General features: G+C 40.7%; 9 protein-coding genes. 6 read left to right on the top strand and 3 right to left on the bottom strand.

Annotated features, from left to right (window positions below; translation table 11 throughout):
• Positions 1-270: 270 nt before the first annotated feature.
• The 4 genes from ATC1_RS04320 to ATC1_RS04335 all read left to right on the top strand — a co-directional run bounded on the left by ATC1_RS04320 (position 271) and on the right by ATC1_RS04335 (position 6,169).
• Positions 271-1,263 carry a sugar phosphate isomerase/epimerase family protein gene (locus tag ATC1_RS04320; RefSeq protein WP_062278711.1) on the top strand — a complete coding sequence of 331 codons (993 nt, stop codon included), beginning with the start codon at positions 271-273 and terminating at the stop codon, positions 1,261-1,263.
• Between the two features lie 611 nt (positions 1,264-1,874).
• Complete coding sequence (locus tag ATC1_RS04325; protein WP_062278713.1) at positions 1,875-3,107, top strand: ROK family protein; 1,233 nt, start codon at positions 1,875-1,877, stop codon at positions 3,105-3,107.
• A gap of 104 nt (positions 3,108-3,211) precedes the next feature.
• Positions 3,212-4,642 (top strand): L-fucose/L-arabinose isomerase family protein, encoded by a 1,431-nt coding sequence (locus tag ATC1_RS04330; protein WP_062278715.1) that lies wholly within the window; start codon positions 3,212-3,214, stop codon positions 4,640-4,642.
• Between the two features lie 372 nt (positions 4,643-5,014).
• Complete coding sequence (locus tag ATC1_RS04335) at positions 5,015-6,169, top strand: aldo/keto reductase (RefSeq protein ID WP_062278717.1); 1,155 nt, start codon at positions 5,015-5,017, stop codon at positions 6,167-6,169.
• Between the two features lie 176 nt (positions 6,170-6,345).
• On the opposite strand, the gene ATC1_RS04340 is transcribed toward ATC1_RS04335, so the two are convergent.
• From ATC1_RS04340 to ATC1_RS04350, 3 genes are all read right to left on the bottom strand, one after another.
• Complete coding sequence (locus tag ATC1_RS04340) at positions 6,346-9,054, bottom strand: valine--tRNA ligase (protein WP_062278719.1); 2,709 nt, start codon at positions 9,052-9,054, stop codon at positions 6,346-6,348.
• Positions 9,055-9,668: 614 nt separating this feature from the next.
• Positions 9,669-10,319 carry a hypothetical protein gene (locus ATC1_RS04345; protein ID WP_062278720.1) on the bottom strand — a complete coding sequence of 217 codons (651 nt, stop codon included), beginning with the start codon at positions 10,317-10,319 and terminating at the stop codon, positions 9,669-9,671.
• A gap of 381 nt (positions 10,320-10,700) precedes the next feature.
• Positions 10,701-11,837: a ribonuclease D gene (locus ATC1_RS04350; protein ID WP_062278722.1), complete on the bottom strand. Its 1,137-nt coding sequence runs from the start codon at positions 11,835-11,837 to the stop codon at positions 10,701-10,703.
• Positions 11,838-12,219: 382 nt separating this feature from the next.
• Here ATC1_RS04350 and ATC1_RS04355 point away from each other — a divergent pair, with 382 nt between their 5' ends.
• Together ATC1_RS04355 and ATC1_RS04360 are read left to right on the top strand one after the other, a co-directional pair.
• Positions 12,220-13,185: a diacylglycerol/lipid kinase family protein gene (locus ATC1_RS04355; RefSeq protein ID WP_062278724.1), complete on the top strand. Its 966-nt coding sequence runs from the start codon at positions 12,220-12,222 to the stop codon at positions 13,183-13,185.
• A 363-nt stretch (positions 13,186-13,548) separates the two neighbouring features.
• Positions 13,549-14,655 carry an SGNH/GDSL hydrolase family protein gene (locus ATC1_RS04360; RefSeq protein WP_062278725.1) on the top strand — a complete coding sequence of 369 codons (1,107 nt, stop codon included), beginning with the start codon at positions 13,549-13,551 and terminating at the stop codon, positions 14,653-14,655.
• The last annotated feature ends 40 nt before the right edge of the window (positions 14,656-14,695 follow it).

Raw genomic sequence — 14,695 nt, forward strand, 5'->3', positions numbered from 1 at the left:
CTTTATTGGAATGGCTGAGGCTGCTTGGTCAATAATTCGAAAAATGGATTAACTTTTCGAACAAAAAGAGGAAATATGATGTGTATATTTTGAATTATTGTTACTTGGTGATACGTTGCGATATCGAAGTAAAATTGATCAAAGATCGTTTTTGTACCAATGGGCAACTGCCCCGACCTATTTTATGAACAATTTCAAACAGGTAATTTAAGTGCTGTGCGTTTTCTACAGCCTAAATTTAACAAATAATAAAGAAACAGGAAGTTTGATATGACAAGGCCAATTACTTTAGCAGCAGGACAATGGGGTGATTTGCCCCTGGAGGAATTATGTAAAATCGTCAGCAGATTTGGGCTTGATGGTTTGGAATTGATGTGTAATGAGAATATGTTTGATGTTGAAAAAGCGGCAGTCAGCAAGACATATTGCGATGATCTTCATGAAATGCTTGAAAAATATCATCTTAATATGTGGGCTGTTTGTGCCGCTTTAATCGGCCAATGTGTGGGCGATTTATATGACCAGCGGCTTGATAACTTTGCTCCGCAAAAATATGCCGGTAAGCCGGAAGAAATACGTGCCTGGGCGATTGATACCATGATGAAGATTCCAACTGCCTGCAGGAATTATGGGCTGAATATTGTGACCGGATTCCTGGGATCGCCGATTTGGAAGTTTTTCTATTCTTTTCCGCAAACCACCGAGGAAATGGTTGAAGAAGGATTCCAGGAAATTGCCCGATTATGGATTCCGATTCTGGATGAATTTAAAAGGAAAGAGATTCAATTTGCATTTGAAGTCCACCCGACTGAAATCGCCTATGATTACTATACAACACAGCGTCTATTTAAAACGCTCAATAATCATCCTGCATTTGGCTTGAATTTCGATCCCAGTCATCTGATCTGGCAGGGCGTCAATCCGGCAGTTTTCCTTCAGGATTTTTCCAGCCATGTGTTCCATGTCCATTTAAAGGATGCGGCCGTCGTTTATGATGGAAGAACTGGCATTCTTGGTTCTCATCTGCCATTCGGCAGTACGCGGCGTGCCTGGAATTTCCGTTCATTGGGACATGGCCATGTGAATTTTGAGGAGATTATCCGCATTCTCAACGAAACCGGTTATGACGGACCACTTTCTATCGAATGGGAAGACAATGGCATGGATCGCTTGTTCGGATTAGAAGAAGCGGTCAAATTTGCCCGAAAAATAAATTTTCCGGCTTCTGGAATTGAGTTTGATTCTGCGCTGAAAAATCAATAGAAACCGACAATATTTAATTGAGAATAAACCGTTGAGATGGTATTTCTGACCAACAATTCGAAATACGAAAAGTATTCTTTGTTGTTCTTATGGTTTTATACGAAGCGCTCAACCATAAGAACAACAATTTTTTTTCATAATTCAAAGGGTTGTTTCAAATTCCGCGTTCTGATTTCTAATCTGGTAAATCCCATCTCTCGTATATGCTTTTTCAATAGGATTTTTTTGTGTGGCATTTCTGAATCATGAAATGCGAATCAACTGTCAGACGCTTTTGAATATCCTATTCCGCTCTTTTATATCACTTGTTGATATAAAAGAGCGATAGTGAAATAGGCAGATAAAATTTTCCGGGTATATATACCATTATTTACATAAACAGATGTTCTATTAAAGCGATGTTTTATAAATTTTCTGACGATTTGATATATGAACAGGACGATTCATTTTTATGATTTTTTTTGTTTTATATAATAAATTACAGCAAAAAGGTCTCTCCCGTTGTTCGGACAGTAAATTAGAATTTCAAAATGCTGATCTATATCGGATTTATATCAATGTGTAATATAATATTTTTATACTTTCAATATTTAATACATTAAAGAGGCGAGATGGCTGGTTCCATTCAGAAATCCACAATTAAAGACAACAATCTTCAGACGATTTTTCGGATTATTCAGCGCTATGGCCCTCTTGAACGCAAACATATCCAGGAATATTCAAAATTAAGCTGGGGAACTGTTTCCAAATTTACTGCTTTGTTGGAACAGGCAAAAATCATTGTTCAAAATCCAAATCCAGTCAGCAATGTGGGTAAAACGCCATCTTTGCTGGACATTAATGGAGAGGATCATTATATTGTTGGTGTTGATTTAAATTTTCGGGATATTCGCATTGTCATTGTTGACCTCAAGGGGAATATTATTCGCTCTCAAATTGCTGGTGTTCCGGACAGCAGTCAGATGATCCAATTACTTTTGGAACGATTGGAGACGACTATTCAGCCATATCTTGCGAATAAAAACTTGATTGCCATCAGTATTGCCACTCAGGGCAACATTGACAGCGAAAAAGGAATTGCTCTTTATCTTACATTTGCGCCAACCTGGCGCAATATCAGACTGAAAGAAATTGTTGAAGAGAAGTTTCATATTCCTACCTATATCTTCCACGATCTGGACTGTGTATTAATTGCAGAAAAATATTTTGGTAATTCAATTGATGACAGCTACCGAACGGTAATTGCGCTTAATACAAATTATGGCATTGGTATGTCGCTGATGATTAATTCTCAAATTTATGCAGGTGCGAATCATCGCAGCGGTGAATTAGGACATTCAGTGGCTGTACCAAACGGCGCTCTTTGCAGCTGTGGAAAACGTGGTTGCCTGGAGGCATATGCATCAAAAGTTGGTATAACCAATCGATTCATTGATGCTGTAAATAATGGAACGCCAACGATGATGAATGTCGCTGATTCTTTCAGTATTAAGTATGATTCAATCAAACGATTTGCCAAATCGGGAGACTTGCTGTGTCAAAAATTATTTGAGGAAGCTGCGTTTTATCTTGGTATTTCTCTTGCCTCTTTAGCATCTGTTCTGGATCCGGATGTGATTATTTTTTTCGGAGAACTTGCGGATGATCGGGAATTGTTTCAAGAAAAATTGTATAAGGTTTTTTCTGAAAATGTTTATCCGGGGAATACATCCAAAATTATCTTCTCATCGTTGAAAGGTTCTGCTGTTGCTCTCGGTGCTTCTTTCTATGCGTTGGATGAAATACTCAGTGGATTTCTCAAACAGAAAACAGGTCATGACGATGAAGATGATCAGGCAGCTTGATTTATTAGTACTCGTTTTCAGAAAATAGGACATGTGGTTTCCGAAACCACGATTATCGTGATTTCTGCACGAATGATGCAGCAATACAGAAAGGCAGATTATTTATGAATCACAAACGCAAAATCGTTTTAGGTCTTGTGCCAACACGAAGAGATGTCTCGGGCGAGTTCTTTTGCAGTATCGAAGTTGCTCTGAATCGTAAACGGGCAGTTGAAAAGAAGCTGAAGGATATGAAAATTGATTTCATTAATATCGATTTTCTCAATGAGGAAGGGCTGATCAGAAAAGGGTTGGATGCTCAGAAAATCGTTGATCATTTCAATTCAAAGGGAGTGGATGCGATTTTCTGTCCTTTTGTGAATTTCGGTACGGAAGATGCTATTGCGAAAATTGGCAAGCTGTTGGGAAAACCGTTACTGCTTTGGGGACCGAGGGATGATGCTCCGGATGCAGACGGAAACCGCTGCACAGATACGCAATGCGGTCTTTTCGCTGCTGGAAAAGTGCTTCGGCAGTTTGGTGTGCCATTTACCTACATGACGAACTGCTCGCTTGATGATCCGATTTTTGAGCGAACGTTGAATAACTTCCTGGCAGCAGCTCAGGTTGTCAAGAGTTTTCAGCATATGCGGATTGGACAAATTGGTGTGCGTCCGGAGACTTTCTGGTCTGTGAAATGCAATGAAATTCAACTGTTGGAAAAGTTTGGCGTAGAGGTGGTTCCGATCACTATGATCGAATTGCAAAATATTTTCAATGATTTTTACCAGAATCGGAAGCATGAATTACTGGATATTGTTCAAAAATACAAAAACAATTTTTTAACTACTGTCAATGACGATTTTTTGCTTAGAACCGCAGCTTTGAACCGTGCTATTCGTAGTTGGGCGGACGAAAATGAGCTGGATGCAGCGGCTTCGAGCTGCTGGGGAGCGATGCGTCAGATCGGCGGCATTGCATCCTGTTTTACCTTCGGGGAATTGACGGATGAAAAACTGCCGGTTGCCTGCGAGGTGGATATCCATGGCGCTATCACTTCCATCATGGCTCAGGCTTCGACTGGTTGGACAAAATCATCGTTTTTGGCAGATTTGACGATTCGCCATCCAACCAATGACAATGCGGAACTGTTTTGGCATTGCGGTGTGTTTCCGGGTTCTACGGCTTCGAAGGCGCATAAACCGGAGATCGGAAATAACTTCGATGAAGGACGACCTACCGTCGGTAATTTTCGAATTGCTGACGGGGACGTGACGCTTTGTCGGTTTGATTGTTCGAATGACCAATATCAGTTGTTAATGATGGAAGGGAAAACCGTTGACGGACCAGCGACATCAGGCACATACGGCTGGATTGAATTCAAGGACTGGCCAAAAATTGAACACAAAATTGTAACTGGGCCATACATCCATCATTGTGCCGGTGTTCATGCCAGGACGGCACCGGTGCTTTATGAAGCCTGTAAATACATTCCGGGATTAATTCCTGATCCGGTTGAACCATCCAAAGAAGAGATCTTAGCGTCCCTTCGCTGATTTCCATCCTTTTTTTCAAACTGAAGTATTGCGAATCATGGATTCTAATTTATACAAGACCCATGATTCGCTTTTTTTGAATCATTGATCAACCTTTTTACGCATACCACAAAACCAACACAATAATAATCAATCCTTTTCATATTCAGCAATTTGAAATATGTATTATCGTTTCGAATATAGAAAGAGTCCTTTTCATATTTCGAATTACTGTTTTATATTTCAAACTACTGTTCTCTAAGTGATTTCTTGATTTACAATAAAAACAGATTAATTTCATTACGGTTTTTTTCAGAAGTACAGATAGAAAAGAGCATCTGCGATTTGCAGTTGCTGTTTTAACAAGGAGACATCCTTAGAAAAGGAAAAATTATGCAATATCGAAAATTTGGAAAAACTGGAGAGACTGTTTCAGCATTGGGTTTTGGTTGTATGCGGCTACCCATTTTGAATGAAAAATCTGAAAACATTGATGTGAAACGAGCTGAGGAAATGCTCAATTATGCCTATGAACATGGCGTAACTTATTTTGATACCGCGTATGTATATCACAGACCGATGCATCAGGGAATAAGCAAAGGTTTCAGCGAGAACGTTCTGGGCAATTGCTTTCAGGGAGCAAAACGTGAAAAAATTTTTTATGCAACGAAATTGCCGACCTTCGTGATTCAGTCCCCCGATGAATTTGAGAAGACACTGCATGAGTCACTCACATCACTAAAAACAGACCGGATTGATTTTTACCTGGCTCACAGTCTGACGAAACAAACATGGGACCGGATGATACAAATGGGTATGCTTGAATTTTTACAAAAAGCCAAAGAGTCCGGAAAAGTGCGTCATTTAGGATTTTCGTTCCATGATGAACTGCCTGTATTTAAAGAGATTGTGGATTCTTTTGACTGGGAATTTGCACAGATCCAATACAACTACCTGGATATAAGAGTTCAGGCAGGAACAGAAGGCTTACATTATGCTGCCAGTAAGAATTTGGGTATGGTGATTATGGAACCACTGCGAGGTGGAAAATTAGCAGTTACGCCGACTGAAGAGGTCAGAAACATCTGGAAAAAATCCCAATATGATAGGTCAATGGCACAAAGAGGCCTTTTGTTTGTCTGGGATGATCCCGCTGTCTCTGTTGTTTTGAGCGGCATGAGCACGTTGGATCAGGTGAAGGAGAATGTCCGCTCAGCAGATTCGGCAATAGCAGGGACGCTTTCGGATTTCGAGCGCTCTCTTTACGCAGAAGCCCGGAAGGCATATTGGAATCGAACAGTTGTACCCTGTACCGGATGCGAATATTGCCTCCCTTGTCCAGCAGGTGTGAACATTCCCTCCAATCTGAATATTGTGAATGAACTGGCGATGTTCGGAGATGTCACCCTAAGCAAAGGCAACTATGAATTTCAGCCTCCGAGTGAAAGATCGGAGAATTGTGTTCAGTGTGGTGTCTGTCTCACAAAATGTCCGCAGCATATACAAATTCCGGATCATCTGCAAAAATTGACAGAACAAATGAAGTAGATAGCTCTCTCCTTGGAAGAGAGAAGGAAAAAAGTATCTCTCTCCTTGAAGAAGGCAGGTCAGGTGAATCGGTAGCGCAAGGCTGCACAAGATCGAAAATGGTGTTTGATGGTGGGAAAAAGACTCTCATCCTACCCCTCTCCCTGGAAGGGAGAGGGGTAGGACATCTGAGGGGGTTACATTCCGGCAATTTGATTTTTCAAATTTTCGGCAGTGCTTATGTACTTTTCAAGTTTTTCACGCTCGTTAGCAACAACTTGCGCAGGAGCTTTCTCAGCAAATGGCGAATTGAGCAGCTTTTCCAGACGCTCTATTTGGCTTTGTGTTTCATTTAACTCGCTTTGCAACCGTGCCAATTCTGCAGTTTTATCAATAGTGTCTGCAATTTCCAGGTAGATTCCGCATCCGGATGTTGCCGTTGTTACAACTCCTGCTGGAATTTCTTTCAGTTGGTCAACGATCTGTAATTTTTCCTGATCCAAATGCGCCAGTGATGAGAGAATGTTGGCATATTTTCTGAAAAGATCCGCTTTTTCCGCTGCTGCAATAATGGCTGGAATTTGTTTCCCCGGTTTTACATTCTTTTCTGTTCGAATATTGCGGATTGCTCGAATCACATCCTGGAGCTGCAGCATATCAGCAATGGCTTGATCATCACCTGATTGTTTCTCTTCAGCAACAGGCCAGTGAGCAATGATCAGCGCATCTTCCCAACCGCCGGCAGGCGCGTAGGCATCCGATAGATCAATTGCCGCTTCTTTGAGCTTTTGCCAGATCGCTTCCGTGACAAACGGTGTAAAAGGATGCAACAGTCTCAGGCAGGTGTCTAAAACGCGCACGAGGATACGCGATGTATTGAATGCGATATTGCCACCCTGTGCCGTCTGGTTCTTAGCGATTTCCAGATACCAGTCAGCAAATTCACTCCAAATATAATCATAAATTTGCCGTCCGGCTTCACCATATTGGTGGCTTTCGAACAGACGCTCCACATCGGTGATCAGATACTGCAGCCGTGCCCAGATCCAGGTATCCGCCAATGTAGGTTGAATCGGCTCTGAGCGGTCAGGTTCGGAAGGGGTTTTTTCAATACAACCCAGGACAAATCGCGCAGCATTCCAGAGTTTATTCGCAAAATTACGGTTTGCCTCAACCTTTTTGACGCTTAAATTGGTATCATTTCCGGCTGTCGATCCAACCAGCAGTGTGAATCGGAGGGCGTCGGTTCCCAGTTCATCCATCACGGTCAACGGGTCCACCACATTGCCTTTAGTCTTGCTCATCTTTTTACCATGTTCATCGCGAACCAGTCCATGCAGATAAATCTGACTGAACGGAATCTTGCCGGTGAAGTACATTCCGCTCATGATCATTCGGGCAACCCAGAAGAATAGAATATCGTAGCCGGTCTCCATCATCGTGGTCGGGTAGAAATACTCATAATCCGCGGTTTTTTCAGGCCATCCTAATGTGGAAAATGGCCAGAGCCAAGAGGAAAACCAGGTATCCAGCACATCCGGATCTTGTTCAACATTCTTGCTGCCGCATTTGGTACAGATTTCAATGTCAGTTCGGGAAACCATCATTTCACCGCAATCCTGACAGTACCAGACTGGAATTCGATGTCCCCACCATAATTGGCGGCTGACACACCAGTCTTGAATGTTTTCCAGCCAGTTGTAATAGACTTTTGTGAAATGTTCGGGAATAATTGTAATTCTGCCATCCCGGACGGCTTCCAAAGCCATGTCAGCGAGCGGTTTCATGCGCGCAAACCATTGGGTTGAAACCATCGGTTCAATAATTTCACCGCTTCGCTGTGAACGGGGTACGTTCATCTTATAAGCTTCTTCTTTGATTACCAGCCCCGCGTCTTTCATATCTGCCCATAATTTTTTTCGGCATTCAAAGCGATCCAATCCGGTATAGGGGGCTCCGGCTTCATTGATTTTTGCGTCTTTCGTAAGAATATTGATACTTGGCAGATTGTGTGTCAGACCAATTCGATAGTCGTTTGGATCGTGTGCCGGTGTAATTTTGACAGCGCCGGTGCCGAATTCCCGATCGACATACTCATCTGTAATGATCGGGATAACTCTGCCGATAATCGGGACAACCACCATTTTTCCAACATATTTTTTGAACCGATCATCCTCCGGATGAACAGCAACAGCCGTATCGCCCAATATCGTTTCCGGACGAGTGGTTGCGACGGATAAAAACTCACCGCTTCCATCTGCAAGCATATATTTAAAGTAATACAGAAAACCGGATTCTTCCGAGTATTCCACTTCCAAGTCTGATACAGCGGTCTGCAATTTGGGCGACCAGTTGACAATCCTGGGTCCGCGATACATTAATCCATCTTCATAAAGTTTTACAAAGACTTCACGGACTGCTTTTGAAAGACCTTCATCTAATGTGAAACGCTCTCGATCCCAATCACAGGAAGCGCCTAAACGCCGGATTTGCGTCACGATCCGGTCATGGTATTGTTTCTTCCATTCCCAGGTTTTTTCAATGAATTTTTCTCGGCCTAAGTCTTCTCGTTTGATCCCTGCCGCATTCAACGATCGTTCAACCACCATCTGCGTAGCGATACCGGCATGATCGGTTCCGGGAACCCAGAGCGTGGGGATCCCTTTCATCCGATGATAGCGGATCATCAGATCTTCCATGGAGACAAACATGGCATGTCCAAGGTGTAATTCGCCAGTGACATTCGGCGGTGGGATTGAGATCACATATGGTTTGTGATCCGGATCAAAATCTGCTTTTGCAGGATCATTGGAGGGTTTGAAATACCCCTTGTCCCACCACCATTGATAAAGTGATTCCTCAGTTGCAGCGAAATCATAAGTTTTTGGAAATTCTTTATGGCTCATTTTTTCTCCAGGTTCTTAATTCTTCCATCAGGTCTGTTTCTTTTACGAGTATACAGAATAAAAAAAGCTCTCGTCCAAGAGGACGAAAGCTTCATTCTTCCGCGGTACCACCTCAATTCACACGAAATGAAATCCAAATCGTATGCACTTTGTTTACAGTAGTTCGATAACGGGCTTTTCCGGATCGGTCTAATCCCACTTTTCAAAGTGGTTTCTTCGATCATCTTTTGCCAGAGGACTTCTTCAAAAAATCTAACTTCGGGATTTCTCAGCGTGTACCCGTCTCTGTAAGCGATTTTATGATTACTTTTTCTGACAGATTTTATTCTTAAAACAGACAGGTATTATACAAAAAACTCATCCAGCCGTCAACATTTCAATGACATGCTCAGAAATTCGATATATGGGAAGGATTCTTTGATGTTGTGACATTTTTGCATTTTGTGTAAAATGTCACAACATCAAATTTTTCCCTCTTTATTTAAATAGCAGTTCAATATTATAAATTGCTGGTCTTTATGTCTCGACAAAAAAATGAGATGACCTTATCATTTTTGTTTTCAAGCGTAAATCGATTTTTCTGAAAAAATTCCCGTCTTTCAATGAATCTATGGTTAATCGGTTTCGGAAGAATCCGAATCGTGACCTTCGTGGGATTCAGCAGACTCCTCAATTGTTTTTTCTGCTGATTCGCCGCCAACATAAGTGCTTTCTTTGACTTCCGACACAACATCGCCTTCTGTCATGCTTTCTGCGGACATTTCCAGTGTGATTTTATCTTCTGGATTTATTGTTTGTTCAGAAGTATCGTGAAATTTTTTCCTTGGTGCAGTGTCAGTACTTTCGCTTTGGAGATGTCGGATCACTTGATGATGCGGTTCTGTTTCACCAATCACTTTTTCGGCTGATTCACCGCCTATATAGGTGCTTTTCGATCCCTGTGTTTCAATATCATCATCAATCGAATCTTTAACCTTCATGTCATAAGGAATTTCGACCTCTTGCGAAGCTGTTCCGTTTGACTTAATTTCCTGATCGGAACGAGGCAAATGATCGGATGTAGCGGATTGTGATGGGTTGATAGGATTTGATTTTGGCACTGTATTCACAGTCTGATACTTTTTTGGCAGTGTAGTCAAAATCTCGGCAGCTCTTTCAGCTAAATGTGAATCTTCCTGTTCGGCTTTGGGTTTATTCTTCATTGCTGCCCACCATACGACAAACGCGATAACCAAAACTACGACAATGGGAATAATAATGATCATCGTTTTTCTCCTTTCTTGATTTCACGAGGATTCGGACCTGAGATTGGAAATATGGGAGAATACTTTCTGATTCTATTGCTTCGCTTTGCGGCGCTATTGAATCCTGTTTTTTGACTCTTAATTTCCGAAAGACTGCCCCAATTTCAGAATTCCGATCCTGCCGTGCAACTTCCTTTGAATTTCAACTACAATTTCTCTCTTTTTTCGAAAAAGGCTTAGTATATTTCGAATTATTGCTTATCAACAGCATGGCTTATTTTAAATTAATTATATACGCTGCATATTGAAACAGTGATTCGGGATTTGGGGAAATAATGATTATGGCATTTTTTCGTGAAGCGTAAAAATTAAGATCTGAACCGTAACATTGTGTAACAACTGCTATCGGATTACGGATAGGATTTGTTCAGAAAAATGCTGATATCTCCAGGGAATGTCGTTCATGATGAGCTTCAGGTCTTCTTTCCCCTTCGGATTCTCTGATGCAATTTTTTCAAGAATATCCTTTGGTAAAATGACATCTGAAGGGACGTCGTACTTCAACCCCATTTCTTTGCGCCAATTTTTTAATAAGTCTTTTCTGTTCAATACATCCATGGATGGTCTTGGAATATTGGCAGGTCTGGGCAAGGATCGAGCGTTTTTACTGCTTTCGATGGCTGTTAATATCGATTTGCCATATTTTTTTATAATGAATTTTGTCAGCCCTTTTATTTCGGATAGGTCAGTTTCAGTTACAGGTTTCTGTAAAGCCAATTCGACGAGGACATCATTTTGAATCACTTTAAACAGCGGAAGGTCCATTTTTTTTGCAATCTGTTCGCGCAGGACGCAAAGATTTTGCAGCGCGGCTGCTTGCTGAAAGGTCAAATCTCGGTTATTTCCTGCAATACGCCACCATTGGATAGACACTGGTTCTGCCGCTGCAGGGGGCGATTTGCATACACGATTGAAATCCTCCTGTGCCAGTGCCATTAAATCACGATCGATCAGTTCTTTTTCTAAATGGTCACGCAGATCAATCAAAAAACTGGTGTCCAGTGTGGCGTAGAGCAGCATATCTTCAGGAAGCGGACGAAGTCCCCAATTCGATTTTTGAAATTTCTTTTCCAGATGAATCCCAAATTCCTGTTCAATCAGCGAACCCAGTCCGATTTCTTTCCTGCCAAGAATCCTTGCTGCAATCATTGTGTCAAAGACGTTGTTGAAAGTAAAGCCGTAATCTCTTTTCAAACACATGATGTCATATTCGGCGGCATGAAAGATTTTTAGGATTGATTTTGATTCGAAAAGCGGATTCAGATGATCAAGATTCCCTAAAACCAGCGGATCGGCAATAAAATTTCTGGATCCGTCTGTGAGTTGAAGAAGACACACTTTTTCATAATACACAAATAAACTGTCCGATTCCGTATCGACAGCAATAACCGATTTATCTTCAAGCCATTTAATTGCATCTGTCAATAATTCAGGAGAATCCAACAGCTTTATTTTCTGTGATTTGATGACGATATCCATGGCTCGTATTATAACCCACGGAACGAGCAGGATTTTGTCTCTGCCTGAAAAATAAGTAATTTCACATGTATAAAGTTAGATTTATTATTGCGTTGGTTTGGCGCTTCTCGTAAAAAAAACAATGCAACAACCAGTTTTCTCAATTGATTTATAAGACAAGTCAGTTTTCCGAATTGTGGATACGCTATCCAGTAATTTGAAATATGAAAAGTATTCATAATTATGCTTATGGTTATGTGCTGTGCATAGAACCATAAGCATAACGAATTTTCTTCCTTTATTCGAAAAACCAATCCATCTTTCGAATTGCTGCGCTCTATCACAGATGAGAAAAATTCGTTATTATTACGTATAATAAAAGTAGATAAATATAGGGGAGGCTATGTTTTCTGAAAATAAACTGTTCGTTTTCTTGAATCCAAAAGCCGGTTTAACCAAAGCGGACGCTTTGGAACAAAAAATACTGGATTGGGGAAATGCGAATGAATGGGATATAAGCATTCACAGAACTTCAATTGGCGAAAATTTCTCTCCAATTGTTAAAAAGGCAGCTTCAGATGGATTTAAGATTTTTGCTGCTGCGGGTGGTGATGGTACAGTATCAGAAGTAATTACAGCTTTGAAAGAAGTGGATTTCCCATTATTAATTATTCCAACCGGATCCGGAAATGTGTTTGCGCGTAATTTTTATATTCCCTCGGATATTCACCGTTGTCTGAACTTGTTGAAACAGAATAGCCAGATCATTGCAGTTGATTTGATGCTGGTGAATGGCAGGTATCGCATGCTAAATGCCGGTGTCGGATTTAACAGTCGTCTGATGCAATTTACCACGCGGGAAGAAAAACGGCGATTTGTTTTTTTCGCATATTTAAAGAATATTGGAAGATCGCTGCGTGATATTTTGGCAACTGATTTCAATTTAACAATCGATGGTGACCAAAAACAAATTCGAGGCGCTGATGTTTTCATTGCCAATCTTGGTTTTGGATTCCATTCCTGGATCGAAGAAAATGAATTCAATCCCAATGATGGGGTGGTTTCCGTGTTTGTCACACGTCCATCCAATTTTTCGAGTCTATTCCAAATCTTGAAGAATGTACTCAGACGGAAAAAACATGAAAATGAAGTGATTTGCCATTTCAATGTGTGCCATGAAATCACGATTCAAAGCAAAAGGCGTCTTCCAGCACAGGCGGATGGCGAGTTAATCGGTGAAACGCCTTTAACGATTAAAGTCATTCCTTCGGCATTAAATCTGATTGTTCCCTTGAAAAGTGACTTAACTCTCGGACTCGATTCAATCAACAAATATTTTTCTGAGATGTTTAATCACTTTGGAGCATGAAATTCGTAACAGTAATTCGAAACATGGAAATACATTTCGAATAAAAAAATGTGTTGTTATGCAATGTATGCGCTTAACTCTATCATTCCATAACAACACATAATTCTTTCCATATTTGGGATCACTGGATTTGTGAGCTTATTGATTCATAATTGGAAAAAAACCTTTTTATATTCCGAATTGCTGCTGAATCCCGAATTACCTTAATGTGAATTGGAATCTTTAAAAATCCCTTTTTAGCTGAGCAGGAAATTTCCTCATATTAATCAATAAATGAAAATATCGTATAGCCAGATTTTGGCATAGTACTTGCATTTTTTATTGGAAAGTAATTGGTTCTGTTGATTATGATGAGAAAAAATAATGGAAAAGCTGAGAAAAGAAGCGGTTTTTTTCATAATGAGTCTTGCTGTTTTGTTTTGTTCTTCCTGTAATTCAGGATTCAGGGAAGAGAAGCGAATTGAAGCAGAAATTTCAACTTTTGTTGCTTCTCGACAAAATGGATCGATTCCAACCATACCAGCTACCACAATAATATTGACAGCCACAGAAACCGCGATACCTGCGATTCCGACAGTTCCGAGAGTAACGCCATGGATTGCCACGCATGTTCCTGAACAACCTGTAGTCCATTTTACTGATGCAATTGAAAAAAGCGCTATTGTGCAGAACGCACCATTGCAGCAGTCTACCTCGCAAGAGATCGACCAAAAATATACACCGATCATTGTCGATGCCAATCCATCTGCTTCAGACTGGCGCAATTGGCCGGTTGTACCTCAACTTTCGAAAACGGCTGCTGATATTTTCTGGTTTGGTGTGAACCATATGGGTACCCGCGCAAATTATTTTTCCAAAGTAGGGGATTGTCAGTCCTATTCAAATGTTTTTTTAGGGAATTATGATCAGATTGCCGGTTATTACGAGTTATCCGATGATGAATTGTATTTAGAAGATGCTATTCATTTTTTCTCCAAAGCATTTGGTGCAGAGAGTCTTGCCGTCAATAATGGAATGAGTGTGGCATCCGTTTTGACATCAACCTGGGCAGATCCTTCATTCTGCAATCCATATGAGAGTATGATTCAATGCGAATTACGTGTGAATAAACCTTCCATTATTTTTGTCAATCTGGGGACAAATTGGAATGTCGATTGGGAAACCAGTATTTACTATGATTACCTGGATGAACTGGTGTATACAATCATTGAAAATGGGACTCTGCCCATTTTATCCTCCAAAGCGGATGATGTGGAAGGAGGACACGAAATTAATGAAATTACTGCTCAAATTTCAAAGAAATATGGTATTCCTTTCTTTAATTTTTGGTCTGAAGCGCAAAAATTGGAGAATGGCGGGCTTGATCCACAACGCGAAAATATCTACTTGTCTATGGAAGCATGGAAAATCCGCAGTTATTGGGCTTTGAAAACATTGCATCATGTTGGAATCAGTTTGGGATTGTTTTAATGATTGATAGATTGTTTATGAAAAATCAGTAATTCGAAAT

Origin of the sequence: Flexilinea flocculi (assembly GCF_001192795.1) — a bacterium.
In the GTDB taxonomy this organism is placed as follows: Bacteria; Chloroflexota; Anaerolineae; order Anaerolineales; family Anaerolineaceae; genus Flexilinea; species Flexilinea flocculi.

Coding starts and splice junctions, on each gene's coding strand:
- ATC1_RS04320 (WP_062278711.1), top strand. CDS start 271: ATGACAAGGCCAATTACTTTAGCAGCAGGACAATGGGGTGATTTGCCC.
- ATC1_RS04325 (WP_062278713.1), top strand. CDS start 1,875: ATGGCTGGTTCCATTCAGAAATCCACAATTAAAGACAACAATCTTCAG.
- ATC1_RS04330 (WP_062278715.1), top strand. CDS start 3,212: ATGAATCACAAACGCAAAATCGTTTTAGGTCTTGTGCCAACACGAAGA.
- ATC1_RS04335 (WP_062278717.1), top strand. CDS start 5,015: ATGCAATATCGAAAATTTGGAAAAACTGGAGAGACTGTTTCAGCATTG.
- ATC1_RS04340 (WP_062278719.1), bottom strand. CDS start 9,054: ATGAGCCATAAAGAATTTCCAAAAACTTATGATTTCGCTGCAACTGAG.
- ATC1_RS04345 (WP_062278720.1), bottom strand. CDS start 10,319: ATGATCATTATTATTCCCATTGTCGTAGTTTTGGTTATCGCGTTTGTC.
- ATC1_RS04350 (WP_062278722.1), bottom strand. CDS start 11,837: ATGGATATCGTCATCAAATCACAGAAAATAAAGCTGTTGGATTCTCCT.
- ATC1_RS04355 (WP_062278724.1), top strand. CDS start 12,220: ATGTTTTCTGAAAATAAACTGTTCGTTTTCTTGAATCCAAAAGCCGGT.
- ATC1_RS04360 (WP_062278725.1), top strand. CDS start 13,549: ATGGAAAAGCTGAGAAAAGAAGCGGTTTTTTTCATAATGAGTCTTGCT.